Raw genomic sequence first — 14,603 nt, 5'->3', positions numbered from 1 at the left:
GTTTGCCGGAAGCGATCATCGGCGGCGTGTGCCGCCACGCTCACATGGTGCCAGGGCCGCCCTCAATCGGCAGCTGAGGTCGCCGCCCCAGAACCGGTACAGCGGCCCGGCGCCGTCGGCGAAGATGCGGTGTTCTGGGGGCGACGCCCCGAGCATCGACGGGTCGGCTGCGCGCAATCGCGCCAAACCGTGACGCTCAGGCGGACAGTTGCCAGACCAGTGCGGCCGCCAGCGCGCCGATCCCGTTGAGCGACCAGTGCAGCGCGATCGGCGCCAGCAGGCTGCCGCTGCGCTTGCGTAGCCAGGTGAACACGAAGCCCGCGATCCCGGTCGCGATGACAGCGAGCACCACGCCGGCCACGGTGCCCAACATGCCGCCGCCGAACAACCGGGTGAAACCGACGTTGCTGCTTGTCAGACCGAGTGACGTGGCGATGTGCCACAACCCGAACAGTAGGGAACCGGCCGCGGCCACGCCGCGGAAACCCCAGGCCCGGTTCAGCGCCCCGTGCAGCACTCCCCGGAAAGCCAGCTCTTCGGGGATCACAGTCTGCAGCGGGATCACGACCAACGAGGCGATCAACGCCCCCGAGATCGTGGCGTAGTTGTTGTTCATGAACATCGGCCGGGTCCACGGCAGCAGTGCGCCGATCGCGACCACCGAGAGCACCACGGCCACCGCGGCCGCCGCGTACCCGGCACCGGACCGCCAGTGCTGGCGTCCCAGTCCGAGCTCGGTCCAGCCCAGCCCCCGCCGACGGACCAGGACGAGCAGGCCCACTGCGGCCGCGGGCACGGTCGCGATGCTGGCCCACGGCGTGGTGAAGTGTGCGACGAGATTGGTGATGGCGAGGACCGCCACGATGACGGCGATGTCGACATAGACCCGCACTCTGGGCAGCGTCGACGGCTGGACGGTTACGGCTGTCATCCGGACCGATGGTACCGGCGCTTGCTGTGCGTCCAGAACTACTCGTTGTCGCCGGTATCCTGCGCCATCGACTGCGCTCCGCCGGGCCGGAAGCCGCTGTCCCATGTCCAGCCCGAGATCGCGGGGTCGTCCTGGCCGTGCTCGCGCGTGTATGCGCGCGCGGCCAACCGAGCGTCGACCATCTCCTGGCGCAGCCCCGCCGCCCTGGTGCCCAGACTCTCGACGCGGTCGATGACATCCATGACCAGATGGAACCGGTCGAGGTCGTTGAGCATCACCATGTCGAACGGTGTCGTCGTGGTGCCGCGCTCCTTGAATCCGCGCACGTGCAGCTGGTTGTGATCGGCGTGCCGGTACGCCAATCGGTGGATCAGCCACGGATAGCCGTGATAAGCGAAGATGACCTGCTTGTCCTTGGTGAAGATCGAGTCGAACTCCCGCTCCGACAGCCCGTGCGGGTGTTCGGAGTCGGGCTGCAGCCGCATGATGTCCACGACGTTGACCACACGCACCTTGAGGTCGGGCAGCCGACGACGCAGGATGTCGGCGGCGGCCACCGTTTCGAGCGTGGGAATGTCCCCGGCGCACGCCAGCACGACGTCGGGTTCGCCGGTCGTTGTGCTGGCCCACTCCCAAATGCCCAGCCCGCGAGCGCAGTGTGCGACCGCTTCGTCCATCGACAGATAGGTCAGTGCGGGCTGCTTGCCGGCCGCGATCACGTTGACGTACTGACGGCTGCGCAAGCAGTGGTCGGCAACCGACAGCAGCGTGTTGGCGTCCGGGGGCAGGTAGACCCGCACCACCTCGGGCCGCTTGTTGGCGACGTGGTCGATGAACCCCGGGTCCTGGTGCGAGGCGCCATTGTGGTCCTGACGCCAGACGTGGGAGGTCAACAGGTAGTTCAACGAGGCGATCGGACGCCGCCAGCTCAGGTGGGCACTGCTGGACAGCCACTTGGCGTGCTGGTTGAGCATCGAGTCGACGATGTGGACGAATGCCTCATAGCAGTTGAACAGACCGTGTCTGCCGGTGAGCAGATAGCCCTCGAGCCATCCCTGGCACAGGTGTTCGGACAGCACCTCCATCACCCGACCGGCCGGTGCTAGTTTCTCGTCATCGGGGCTGGTCTCGGCCATCCAGACCTTGTCCGTCGCCTCGAACACCGGCGACAATCGGTTGGACGCCGTCTCGTCGGGCCCCATGATGCGGAACCGGTCCTGGTTGCGAACGATCACGTCGCGCAGGAACGTGCCGAGCACGCGGGTCGCCTCGGCATTGTCGGCGCCGGGCTGCTCGACGGGCACGGCGTAGTGGCGGAAATCGGGCAGATCGAGGTCGCGTAGCAGCAGACCGCCGTTGGCGTGCGGGTTGTCGCTCATCCGGCGCGTCCCCTCCGGGGCAAGGGCTCTCAGTGCGGGGATCAGCCCTCCGTCGTCGTCGAAAAGCTCATCGGGGCGGTAGCTGCGCAGCCACTGTTCGAGCTGTGCCATGTGCTCGGGGTTGTCGTGCGTCTCCGACAGCGGTACCTGGTGTGAGCGCCACGTGCCCTCCACCTTCTTGCCGTCCACCTCATGCGGACCGGTCCATCCTTTGGGTGTACGCAGGATGATCATCGGCCACAGCGGGCGGCCGGGCTCGTCGTCGAGGCGCGCGGCCCGCTGGATGGCGGCGATCTGGTCGAAGCATTCGTCAAGGGCGGCGGCGAGCTGCTGATGGACGTTGTCCGGATCGTCGCCGGCGACGGTGATCGGCCGGTACCCGTAGCCGTAGAAGAGCGACTCGAGCTCTTCCTGCGGGATGCGCGCGAGCACCGTGGGGTTGGCGATCTTGTAGCTGTTGAGGTGCAGGATCGGCAGCACGGCGCCGTCGGTCACCGGGTCGAGGAACTTGTTGGAGTGCCAGCTTGCGGCCAGCGGTCCGGTCTCGGCCTCGCCGTCGCCGACGACACACGCAACCACCAGATCGGGGTTGTCGAAGGCCGCGCCGTAGGCGTGCACCAGCGCGTAGCCCAGCTCGCCACCCTCGTGGATGGAGCCTGGCGTCTCCGGCGCCACGTGGCTGGGGATGCCGCCGGGAAAGGAGAACTGGCGGAACAACTTGCGCAGTCCGTCGACGTCTTCGCCGATGTTCGAGTAGACCTCGCTGTACGTGCCTTCGAGATACGCGTTGGCGACCAGGCCGGGGCCACCGTGCCCCGGTCCGGTGATGAAGAGCACGTTGGCGTCGCGCTCCCGGATGATCCGGTTGAGGTGCACGTAGAGGAGGTTGAGACCCGGGGTGGTGCCCCAGTGCCCGAGCAGTCGCGGTTTGACGTGCTGGGCCCGCAATTCCTCGCGGAGCAGCGGATTGTCGAGCAGATAGATCTGCCCTACGGACAGATAGTTGGCGGCCCGCCAGTAGGCATCGATGAGCAGGAGTTGCTCGGGGGACAGGGTCGGGGAGAGCGCGGTCTCACTCATTGCCGTCCCGTACCCGATTGTGGGTTGCATTATGTGTTACCGCGTCCACGCCGCGTGGCCGGACGCCGGGCGGATCAGTCCGTCGTGCCACACTAGGAGTTGACACGTGTCAACTGAGCGCAGAGGAGCGTCGATGCCTTCGTCCGCCCACACTCCCGTGCTCGTCGGCTACGGACAGGTGAACCAGCGCGAGGACCGAACCGACATCGAACCCGTCGACCTGATGGAGGCCGCGGCCCGCGAGGCCGCCGACGCGCGGGTGCTCGAAGCGGTCGATGCGGTGCGAGTGGTGAACTTGCTGTCCTGGCGCTACCGCGACCCGGGCCTGCTGCTGGCCCAGCGCATCGGCGCCCAGAAGGCCGCCACCCGGTACACCGGGATCGGTGGGAACGTCCCGCAAAGCCTGGTCAACCAGGGATGTCTGGACATCCAGTCCGGGCGCCACGGCGTCGTGCTGATCGCGGGAGCCGAAACCTGGCGGACGCGAACGCGGCTACGTGCCGCGGGGGAGAAGCCGAACTGGACGCGGCAGGACGAGTCCGTGCCGATGGCGGACGGCGCCGACGAGGACGTGCCGATGGCCGGGGACGCCGAGCACCGCATCCAGCTCCGAGCTCCCTCCCACGTCTACCCGATGTTCGAACAGGCCCTTCGCATCGCGGCCGGGGGGACGCCCGACGGGCACCGCCGCCGGATCGGTGAACTGTGGGCGCAGTTCTCCGCGGTCGCCGCCGAGAACCCGCACGCCTGGCGCCGCGACGCCCTGGCCGCGGATGCGATCTGGCAGCCGGGCCCAGAGAACCGGATGATCAGCTGGCCCTACCCGAAGCTGATGAACTCCAACAACATGGTCGATCAGGGCGCGGTGCTCGTCCTGACCTCCGTCGAGAACGCCCGGCAGCTGCGGATCCCGTCGGACCGCTGGGTGTACCCATATGCCGGCACCGATTCACATGACACCTACACCATCGGCGAGCGCGCAGAGTTCCACCGGTCGCCGGCGATCCGAATCGCCGGTCAGCGGGCACTGCAGCTGGCGGGCGCCGCGATCGAGGACATCGAACTCATCGACGTCTACTCGTGTTTCCCGTCTGCGGTCCAGGTGGCGGCCACCGAACTCGGCCTGCCGGTCGGTGATCCGGCCCGGCCGCTCACCGTGACAGGAGGACTGACCTTCGCCGGCGGCCCCTGGAGCAACTACGTCTCACACTCCATCGCCACGATGGCCGAACGGCTGGCCGCCAATCCGGGACAGCGCGGCCTGATCACCGCCAACGGGGGCTACCTCACCAAACACAGCTTCGGGGTGTACGGCACCGAGCCGCCCCAGGGCGAATTCCGTTGGGAGAACGTGCAGTCGGAGGTGGACCGCGAGCCGACCCGGACGCTCGCCGTGGAGTGGTCGGGTGTCGGAACCGTCGAGTCGTGGACCACACCCTTCACCCGTGACGGTGTCCCCGAAAAAGCCTTCGTCGCCGTGCGGACCTCCGAAGACGAACGCACCCTCGCGGTGATCCACGACCCGCAGGACGCCGCGGCGACCGTCGTGGAGGACATCGCCGGCGCCGCGGTGACCGTCCACACCGACGGCACCGCGCGCCTGGCTGTTTGATCGGGTAGCCGCCGCCGACAAGGTTGGCACCGGTGATCGTCGCCGCGCCACCTGATGCGAAATAGACCACGGCGGCGACTCGGTTGGGTACGGCGTCGTGGCCAGTCCTACCTGGTGGTGGATGTCGGCGGCGGCACCAGCGCTCCGGCGGGCACATCGGTGTACTGCGGTGCGTAGCCGTCGGCGGAAAAGGTGAAGCCCCGCCCGCTGCGTTCGCTGAGACACGACACCCCGAAGGCCTCCTGGACATTGCACCGGAAACCCGCCACGGCCAGGATCTGGTTGAACTGCAGCACGGCCGCCGTTGCGGTGGCGGGGCGCAACGGCTTGTCGAGCGCCACGAATGCGGGGTCACCGTCGCGGCCGACGACGATCGCGTTGGGTGCGGTCTCCTCCCCGGCGGCGTCGGTCACGCTCTCGGGTGCGCCTTCGATGCCGAGGGCCGCGCCGTCTGCGGCTTGACAACCAGCCTGCACCCGCGGCACGACCGCGCATTCCCAGCGTCCCGACGGCGTGGTGAAGAAGTACTGGGTGAAACCGTCGACCGGGGCGCCGAAATGGAAGGCGTTGACCAGGCTGGCGTTGTTCAGGGGCGGTGGAGAGGGTCCGGTGAGCGACGCCGATGTCGCGGTGCCGCCGTCGTCGGTGGTCACCACGGCCGGCCCGGTGCAGCCGGCCAGTACCACGACGGCCAGTGCTGCCGGGATCACAGTTGATTCACGCATGTCGGTGTCCAAGCCTGCCGCAAGTGGTTCCGAGCGTGCCCGCCGGGTCAACCCACGCGGGCGGCGAGCAGCTGACGCAGTGTTCGCGCGTTACGCACCGCGTGTCCGCCGAGATCGTTGTTGAAGTAGACCAGCACCCTGCGACCCTCGGCATCCCACGCGGCGATCCGGTCGGCCCACCGGCCCAGGGCGTCGCCGGGATAGGATCCCGCGTAGCGCGACTCCTGGCTCGGACCGTGCAACCTGAGGTAGACCAGATCGCTGGTGGCTCGCGGTACGCACCGCAGGCCGGCACCGCTCATGATCACGTAGGCGGCGCGGTGCTCTTCGAGCAGGCGATACACCGCCGGCACGTCCCAGGAGGCGTGCCGCAATTCCATCGCGACGGGAATCCAGTCCGGCATGACCGTCAGGAAGTGCGCCAACAGTGCGTCGTCGCGCTCGATGGCGGGATGCAGTTGTACCAGCAGGGCTTCGCGCCGGTCACCGAGCGCGGTCCAGCACCGTTCGAAGCGGTCCACCCACGGCTCCGGGTTCGTCAGCCTGCGGAAATGGGTGAGACCGCGGTGAGCCTTGACGGACATGGTGAACCCTTCGGGCAGCCGCTGTCGCCAGCCTTCGAAGGTCGCGTCGCGCGGCCACCGGTAGAAGCTCGCGTTGAGCTCGACGGTGTCGAACTCCGCGACGTACAGGCTGAGCCGTCTGGCCACCGGTGTGCGCTGCGGGTACAGCACGTCGGTCCAGTGGTCGTAAGACCATCCGGAGGTGCCGATGCGGATCATTGCCTGACCGGTTCGAAGAGCTCGTCGAAGTAGGGTCGCGGCCACGTCCAGGTGTCCCGCGAATCCTGCGGGCGCCGGGTGATCTTCTGTGATGCGCCCATGGCGGTGTCGTTACCCGCGTGCGGCGGCGGTCAATCGGCTACTTGACTTCCAGCACGAATTTCACAGCTCACCCGTACCGGATTCGTCGAATTTGCACTCAGGGTCGTGGCGGCCGAGCGATCACGACCCTGAGTGCAAACCGACTGTCGCCGCTATGCCGCCCGGCTGGCCTCCGCGGCCGATACGATCGCCTGGGCGACGATGTCGGCGACGTCGGTCATCGGTCGAACGTCGAGCGCCGCGAGCACTTCGGCGGGCACGTCGTCGAGATCCGGCTCGTTGCGCTGCGGGATGAACACGGTCGAGAGCCCGGCACGCTGGGCGGCCAACAGCTTCTGCTTGACCCCGCCGATCGGCAGCACGCGGCCGTTGAGCGTCACCTCGCCGGTCATCCCGACATCGGACCGGACCTGCCGTCCGGTCGCCATCGACACCAGCGCGGTCACCATCGTGACGCCGGCCGACGGACCGTCCTTGGGAACGGCGCCCGCCGGCACGTGGACGTGGATACGGCGGTCCAGCGCCTTCGGATCGACGCCGAGCGCCTCGGCGTGGGCCCGCACGTAAGACAGCGCGATCTGCGCGGACTCCTTCATGACGTCACCCAGCTGACCGGTCAACTGCAGACCGGCCTCACCGTCCGTCGAACCCGCCTCGATGTAGAGCACATCGCCGCCCAGTCCGGTCACCGCGAGACCGGTCGCGACGCCGGGCACCGCGGTACGCTCGGCCGATTCCGGCATGAAGCGGGGCCGCCCCAGGTACTGCACGAGATCGGGCTCGTCGATCGTGATCGGCTCGTCGCTGGAGGTGAGCTTCGTGGTCGCCTTGCGCATCGCCTTGGCGAGCAGCCGCTCGAACTGCCGCACGCCCGGTTCCCGGGTGTAGTCGGCGGCGATCTTGCGCAGCGCCGCGTCGGTCACCGTCACCTCATCCTCGGTCAGCGCCGCGCGTTCCCGCTGCCGCGGCAGCAGGAAGTCGCGCGCGATGGCCACCTTGTCGTCGGAGGTATAGCCGTCGATCTGCACCAGCTCCATGCGGTCCAGCAGGGCCTGCGGGATGTTCTCGATCACGTTGGCGGTCGCCAGGAACACCACGTCGGACAAGTCGAGGTCCAGATCGAGGTAGTGGTCGCGGAACGTGTGGTTCTGTGCCGGGTCGAGCACCTCGAGCAGCGCCGCGGCCGGGTCGCCGCGGTAGTCGGAGCCGACCTTGTCGATCTCGTCCAGCAACACAACCGGATTCATCGAACCGGCTTCGCCGACGGCGCGCACGATTCGGCCGGGTAGGGCGCCGACGTACGTCCGCCGGTGACCGCGGATCTCGGCCTCGTCACGCACGCCGCCGAGGGCGACCCGCACGAACTCACGGCCCAACGCCCGCGCGACCGATTCGCCGAGCGAGGTCTTGCCGACACCGGGGGGACCGACCAGCACCATCACCGCACCGGACCCGCGGCCACCGACCACCTGCAGTCCGCGCTGGGCGCGCCGCGCCCGCACGGCCAGGTACTCGACGATGCGATCCTTGACGTCCTCGAGCCCGTGATGATCAGCGTCCAGGATCTCCCGAGCGGCCTTCAGATCGGTCGAGTCCTCGGTCCGGACGTTCCACGGCAGGTCCAGCACCGTGTCGAGCCAGGTGCGGATCCAGCCGCCCTCCGGGCTCTGGTCGTTTGTGCGTTCCAGCTTACCGACCTCGCGCAGGGCGGCCTCGCGGACCTTCTCTGGTAGATCGGCTGCCTCGACACGGGCCCGGTAGTCGGCTCCTTCTCCCGCCCCGTCGGGACCCAACTCGCCCAGTTCCTTGCGGATCGCGGCGAGCTGTTGACGCAGCAGGAACTCCTTTTGCTGCTTCTCCATCCCGGTCCGGACATCCTCGGCGATCTTGTCGTTGACCTCGACCTCGGCCAGATGATCACCCGTCCAGTCGATCAGCAGGCGCAGCCGTTCTGCCACATCGGGAGTCTCCAGCAGTCGACGCTTCTGGACCTGAGTCAGATACGGTGCGTAGCCGGCGGTGTCGGCAAGCGCCGACGGGTCGGTGAGCTCGTTGACGAAGTCGATGATCTGCCAGGCCTCGCGGCGCTGCAGCATCGCCAGCAGGAGCTTCTTGTATTCGGTCGCCAGTTCGCGGGTCTCGTCGGTGATCTCGGGATCGGTCACCTCCTCGACCGAGACCCACAGTGCCGAGCCCGGTCCGCTGGCGCCTGCGCCAATGTGCGCACGGCTCTTCCCGCGGACGACCGCGGCGGTTCCGCTGCCGCCGGGAATGCGGCCGACCTGCACGATCGTCGCGAGAACGCCGTAGGTGGGGTAGCGGTCACCCAGCCTGGGCGCAATGAGCAGCTCACCGGATTCGGTGGCGCGAGCCGCATCTACGGCGGCACGGGCGGCCTCGTCCAGTTCGATCGGCACGACCATGCCGGGCAGCACGATCGCCTCGTTGTTGAAAAGGACGGGCACAACACCCGATGTGTCGTTGGCTTGAGCCATGTGATCCTCCAAAGTTCAGTCAGATCGACTCAACCCTGTCAGGGAAGTGTTTGTTCCCGAGCCCGACCCGGGGGCGGTAGCGCCAGCGCCCGGGTCCACCCGTTGCTTCCCGTCGATATGTGTGACGCAGTGCCGACATCGGCCATTGCGTCACTCCAAGGCGGGTGTCGGCTGCTCGGTGGCCTTTGCCGAATAACCGGAAGGGCAGGGAGCCTGCCGTAGGGACGCGGCAGGCTCCCTGGTTCGGGGGGTCAGGCCCTCGGTTCAGACGGCGCCCTGTGCGCCCAGCACCCGCTGGATGTCCGGCTTCATCTGCTGCAGCTGCTGACCCCAGTAGCCCCAGGCATGTGTGCCATTCGACGGGAAGTTGAAGACCCCGTTGGTCCCGCCCGCGGCGATGTAGTTGTCACGGAAGGTGACATTCGTCCGCAATGTGAAGCCCTCGAGGAACTGGGCTGCCATGAGGTTGCCACCGGAGGTGCCGGCATCGAGCTCCGACGGTGTGCCGGTGCCGCAGTAGATCCATACCCGGGTGTTGTTGGCGACGAGCTGGTTGATGTTGACCATCGGGTCGTTACGCCGCCACGCCGGATCACTGGCCGGGCCCCACATGCTCTCGGCGTTGTACCTGCCGGAATCCTGCATCGCCAGCCCGATCAGCATCGGCCACCAGCCCTCGGAGGGGTTGAGGAAACCCGACAGCGACGCCGCGTAGATGAACTTCTGCGGGTAGTAGATCGAGTATGTGAGCGCCGTGCTTCCGGCCATCGAGATACCGACGACGGCATTGCCGTTGGGCGAAACGCCGCGGTTGGCCTCCAGCCACGCGGGCAGTTCCTGGGTCAGGAACGTCTCCCACTTGTAGGTGTAGTCCTGGCCGTTGCCGCGCGACGGCTGATACCAGTCGGTGTAAAAGCTGGACTGGCCGCCGACGGGCATGACCACCGACAGCCCCGACTCGTGGTACCACTCGAACGCCGGGGTGTTGATGTCCCAGCCGTTGTAGTCGTCCTGCGCCCGCAGACCGTCGAGCAGATACACCGCATGCGGGCCGCCGCCCTGGAACTGGATGCGGATGTTGCGGTTCATGGATTGGGAGAACACGTCGAGGTACTCGACCGGCAGACCCGGCCTCGAGAACGCACCTGCGCTCGCCGACCCCCCGGCGAAGCCGATCAGACCCGGAAGCGTGATCGCGGCGACCGTAACCACCGCCATCCGCCTCCATGTCCGCCTCGCTGTATCGCGGAACTTTCCGACGAATTTCATAACGGCAACCCACCCACCTTTCTTCCATCCCACAAGCAGTGCCGCGCTTATCGAGACTCATGAAACAACGGCCACACCTGTCACAGCCGTACCAACACGATGGCGCGTGATCGCGGTTGGCTAACGATTGCGACTCAGCCCGTTACGAAGGTCCGCATGGCCTCCGCGTGATGTGGGAGTGGGACGGGTATCACCCGATGGTGACATCGAAGTGCGCTGACCCCCACGGGCTGCACCGTTCGTGGACGCCCAGAACCCCCTGTACGTCAACGTGATCAGCGAACTGCGCGCCGGACACAAACGTACACACTGGATTTGGTTCATCTTCCCGCAGCTGCGGGGACTCGGCCGCAGCCCCACCGCGCAGCACTACGGCATCGCCTCGCGCGAGGAGGCCGTCGCCTATCTCGAGCACAAGGTACTGGGGCCCCGGCTGCGGGAGTGCACGCGACTGGTGCTGGCCATCGAGGGCCGGTCAGCCGGTGAGGTATTCGGGTCGCCCGACGATCTGAAGCTGCGATCGTCGATGACGCTGTTCGCCCGGTGCACCGACGACAACGCCGATTTCCTCGGCGTGCTTGAGAAGTTCTACGGCGGTGAGCCGGATCCGGCGACGGTCCAGCGGCTGTCGTGAATGCTCAGGCGGTTGCGACGACGACCCAGCCGTGCGGCGGAACGGTCAGCCGGTCGACCTCCTCCGCAGGCGGTGCCCCGGAGCCGGCGACCACCCGGCCGCGAGGTAGCGTGGTGTCGCCCAGGGATACCCTCAGCGGTGCGTCGTCGACGTTGAGCGCGACCACCAGCGCGTCGTCGCCGTTGCGGGTCTCGTAGACGTACTGGCTGTTGGTCAACTCCACCGCCGACGTCATCGCACGGTGGAGCCACGGATGGCGGCGGCGCAGCCCGATCAGGTACTTGTTCAGCCGGAAGATGTCGGTGTCTTCACCTGGGGGAAAGGTGAACTCGGGACGCACGGCGTCGTCGCCGCCGCGACGGTTCTCCTTGACTCCGCGGTATCCCAGCTCGTCGCCGGCGTAGACGCTCGGCACCCCGCCGATCGTGAACAACAGCACCAGCGCGTGTTCCAGGTGGCGGGGATCGGTCATCTGGCTGGCGATGCGGGTCACGTCGTGGTTGCCGACGAACGTCAACGGCACGAACGTCGCGAGGAACTCGGTGTGCCGCTGCAACGCGTGGTCGAGTTCGTGGAAGTTGCCGTCGTTGAGGCTGCTCCACACCGCTTTCCACAACTCGTACTGGGTGACGGAGTCGAATCCGGCGGCCACGCGGCCCGCATAGTCACCGTGGATCACCTCGCCGACAAACCACGCGTCGCGGTGCCGTTCACGCACTCGCGCAAGCACCTCTGACCAAAAGCGGTCCGGGACGGCGTAGGCGGCGTCCAGTCGCCAGCCGTCGGCGCCGCGCGCCAGCCAGTGCGACATCACCTCCACCGTGTAGTCGACTACGGCAGGCTCGCGGTGGTTCAGCGTGATCAGTTCGCCGTGCCCCTCAAATGTGTCGAACCTGTTGCCGCGCCGCCGAAACCATGCCGAAGCGGGGTGGTCAGGGCCGCCGTCGAGTGCTTCGCGGTAACGGGGGAAGTCGGTGCCGACATGGTTGAACACCCCGTCGAGCAGCACCCGCAACCCGCGCCGGTGCGCCTGGTCGACCAGTTCGTCGAAGTCACCGCCGTCACCGAGCCGCGGATCGATCGTGAAGTGGTCGGTGGTGTCGTAACCGTGTGTCCGCGAGGCGAACACCGGTCCCAGCGCGAGACCGGAGGCGCCGAGTGCGATGGCGTGGTCGAGCCAGTCCACGATGCGCCGCAGCCGGTGCTCGTCGGGTGGGGGTGGGGGATCGGCAGGGAAAGCGCCGACGAACCCCAGTGGGTAGACCTGCCACCAGATGACGTGTTCGACCCACGCCGGCTCTGTCATGAGGCGAACTTCTCCCGGTAGGGGGACTGGATGACGTCGGTCAGTTCCGGCGCCGAGCCGTCGACCGGCACACCCGGCACCACCCGGGCGTGGTCGCCGCCGCCGCGGCCGGGGTGGTCGAGATCCGAGTCGCTGATCGCCACAGGCGGAGTCTACGCAGCGCGCCTCGGTGGTCAGCCGGACCAGCAGTCGCCGACGACGTCGAGGCGGCAGGCGCACGATGACGCTGTGGGGATGTCCGCCCGAGCCACGGCCAGGTTGAGCTGCTGACCGATCGCTGTGACGAGCGGCTCAGATGCGGATCGAGTCCTCAGCGTCACCGATGCCACGGTATGCAGGATTCGGGTGCGGGGCATCGCCGGCGAAACCGCTGGCGGCCGTAGCGAAGCGGCAGTGAACGCCGTGGCGATCGGATCGTCACGATCCGCGAAGTGCTGGTACAAAGCCTGTCGGGTGACTCCGCACGGGCGACGAGATCGTCGACGGCCAGATCGTCGGCGGGCCGTTGCGCGACGAGGGCCGGCGCAGCTTCGCGGATGTGGGACCGAACGGGTTTCGCGCCTGGATCCGCGCCTGGATCCGCACTGTGGTCCGTGCTGCCACGCTGAGCGGGTTGAGCGGAACCGTAGACAAGACCACGAAGTGGGGCGTGCTTTCGGAAACCTCGCCGCCATGGCAGTGAGCGCTCACTCAGTGGCCGGCCACCACGCCACTCTCCTCCACGGCCACCGGCTCCTTGGCTCCCGGCAGGAGACTGCAAGCCGCACAGACGATCCCGAAGAAGACGTAGCCCAGCGCCACCTGTGGGTTGGCCGCCCAGGACACCTCGGGCGCGTGGACCAGGCCGACGAACGACAGCACGGCGCCGACCGCGGAGGCGAGCGCCGCGTAGCGGAACTTCTTCTCCAGGATGAACGTCACCATGGCGCCGAGAATCAACCCGACCAGCACGGCACCTTCGCCCAGGGTCTTGAGCCCCTCGTACACCACGCCTGCGCCGTTCAGCGCCTCCATACCGACGTTGCCGGCCGAGGTTCCCGCCGCGTTGAGCGCGTTGTCGACGAGGCCGTGGGCCCACTGCGCGAGGTTCGGCAGGATCGCCGCGACGACGGCGACCGCATGCAACCGGGGTACCGCCTGGAATGCCTGTGCACCGATCAGCAGACCGATGTACAGCAGGATCGGCACGATCGCAGGCACCGGGAGCACGGCATCGAGAACCCCGAACAGCCCGATGAAACAGAGGACTCCGATGACGACACCGCTGGCCAGCGAGTAGCCCGCTCGCCCGCCCGCGTCCTTCCAGCCCGGATGACCGATGTACACCGCGGGCGGGAAGGGTGAACCGAATGCCGACCCGACCACCGCGCCGGCGCCGTCGGCGAGCAGGACGCTGCGCAGGTTGAAATTGTCTCCGGCTGCGGCGGCGCTCTCGACGTTGCTCATCGCCTCGGTGAAGTTGTACACGCCCAGCGGGATGGCCGTGCCCAGTAGCGGCGCGAGGTCTGCCAGACCGTTGAAGAGCAGGTCGAGACGCAGGTCCGGAATGCCGACGGCGATGTCGGACACGGCCTGTCCGACGTCGGGAGCGGACATGTAACCGCCCGTCCATCCGATCGCGGTGCCGACGAGCAGCGCCACCAGGCCGACGGGGATGTTCCCGGGCACCTTCACGTCCGTGAAGAACCCGATCAGGATGATCGCGAGCACGGGTAGCCCGATCCACGCCGCCTCCCACATCTGCGCGGCCGGGCGCATCGAGATGAATGTGATGGAGATTCCCGCGAGCGTGCCGAGCATCGCCGCCCGCGGGGTCAGCCTGCGGATCCAGGGTCCCACGAACGCGCCGACCATCACGATCACACCGATGAGGAAAGCCCACGCCAACCCGGCCTGCCACGCCTGGATCGGGTCGTCGGTGTTGAGGTAGACCGGCAGCATCACGACGAAGACGACGATGAACAGGTGCGGGACACTGGGCCCGTAGGGCAGCGCCGTCACGTCGTCGCGGTTCTCCCGGCGGGCCAGCCTGCGAGCCAGGAACGTGTAGTACAGGTTGCCGAGGATCAGCGCGACACCGAGCGCGGGCAGGACGGTGCCGAGCACGTCGCCTGCCGGCACCGAGATCACCCCGACCATTAGCCCGGTCAGCGTGAGCACGTTTACCAGGATGTTGAAGCCCAACCCGAAGAACGCGTTGAGGTCGCCCCTGGTCCACCACGGAATCGACAGATTTTCGGCGCGCGCGGGCTCGGCGGGTGGATCTGTCACGTCGGTGGTCATGGTGT

The 14,603-nt window shown here is 67.6% G+C and carries 11 protein-coding genes; 2 read left to right on the top strand and 9 right to left on the bottom strand.

Annotated features, from left to right (window positions below; translation table 11 throughout):
- Positions 1-196: 196 nt before the first annotated feature.
- Both G6N07_RS10100 and G6N07_RS10095 read right to left on the bottom strand, forming a co-directional pair.
- Positions 197-931: a CPBP family intramembrane glutamic endopeptidase gene (locus tag G6N07_RS10100; protein ID WP_085192879.1), complete on the bottom strand. Its 735-nt coding sequence runs from the start codon at positions 929-931 to the stop codon at positions 197-199.
- Between the two features lie 38 nt (positions 932-969).
- A complete protein-coding gene (locus G6N07_RS10095; protein WP_085192880.1) occupies positions 970-3,390 on the bottom strand; it encodes a phosphoketolase family protein in 2,421 nt (806 codons plus the stop codon).
- A gap of 133 nt (positions 3,391-3,523) precedes the next feature.
- Between G6N07_RS10095 and G6N07_RS10090 the strand changes: the two genes are divergently transcribed.
- Positions 3,524-5,002: an acetyl-CoA acetyltransferase gene (locus tag G6N07_RS10090; RefSeq protein WP_085192881.1), complete on the top strand. Its 1,479-nt coding sequence runs from the start codon at positions 3,524-3,526 to the stop codon at positions 5,000-5,002.
- Between the two features lie 107 nt (positions 5,003-5,109).
- Here G6N07_RS10090 and G6N07_RS10085 read toward each other — a convergent pair whose 3' ends face one another.
- The 4 genes from G6N07_RS10085 to G6N07_RS10070 form a co-directional block, all read right to left on the bottom strand.
- Positions 5,110-5,727, bottom strand: coding sequence for a YgdI/YgdR family lipoprotein (locus G6N07_RS10085; RefSeq protein ID WP_085192904.1), 618 nt, complete (start codon positions 5,725-5,727; stop codon positions 5,110-5,112).
- Positions 5,728-5,774: 47 nt separating this feature from the next.
- Positions 5,775-6,509, bottom strand: a complete 735-nt coding sequence (locus G6N07_RS10080) for a DUF72 domain-containing protein (protein WP_085192882.1) — start codon at positions 6,507-6,509, stop codon at positions 5,775-5,777.
- A gap of 254 nt (positions 6,510-6,763) precedes the next feature.
- Positions 6,764-9,106: an endopeptidase La gene (gene lon, locus G6N07_RS10075; RefSeq protein ID WP_085192883.1), complete on the bottom strand. Its 2,343-nt coding sequence runs from the start codon at positions 9,104-9,106 to the stop codon at positions 6,764-6,766.
- 264 nt (positions 9,107-9,370) lie between these two features.
- Complete coding sequence (locus G6N07_RS10070) at positions 9,371-10,375, bottom strand: esterase family protein (RefSeq protein ID WP_085192884.1); 1,005 nt, start codon at positions 10,373-10,375, stop codon at positions 9,371-9,373.
- A gap of 241 nt (positions 10,376-10,616) precedes the next feature.
- Here G6N07_RS10070 and G6N07_RS10065 point away from each other — a divergent pair, with 241 nt between their 5' ends.
- A complete protein-coding gene (locus tag G6N07_RS10065; protein ID WP_085192885.1) occupies positions 10,617-11,009 on the top strand; it encodes a DUF1810 domain-containing protein in 393 nt (130 codons plus the stop codon).
- A 4-nt stretch (positions 11,010-11,013) separates the two neighbouring features.
- On the opposite strand, the gene G6N07_RS10060 is transcribed toward G6N07_RS10065, so the two are convergent.
- The 3 genes from G6N07_RS10060 to G6N07_RS10050 form a co-directional block, all read right to left on the bottom strand.
- The gene (locus G6N07_RS10060; RefSeq protein ID WP_085192886.1) at positions 11,014-12,315 is read right to left on the bottom strand and encodes an alpha-amylase family glycosyl hydrolase; all 1,302 of its coding nucleotides are present in this window, start codon (positions 12,313-12,315) and stop codon (positions 11,014-11,016) included.
- Entirely contained in the window at positions 12,312-12,458 is a 147-nt protein-coding gene (locus G6N07_RS20325; protein ID WP_235849951.1) for a hypothetical protein, read from the bottom strand. Before G6N07_RS20325 ends, G6N07_RS10060 begins: the two co-directional genes overlap by 4 nt.
- 547 nt (positions 12,459-13,005) lie before the next feature.
- A complete protein-coding gene (locus G6N07_RS10050; protein WP_085192888.1) occupies positions 13,006-14,598 on the bottom strand; it encodes a SulP family inorganic anion transporter in 1,593 nt (530 codons plus the stop codon).
- Positions 14,599-14,603: the final 5 nt, after the last annotated feature.

This window comes from Mycolicibacterium doricum (assembly GCF_010728155.1).
GTDB lineage: Bacteria > Actinomycetota > Actinomycetes > Mycobacteriales > Mycobacteriaceae > Mycobacterium > Mycobacterium doricum.
This window is presented reverse-complemented; position numbering and strand designations above follow the sequence as displayed.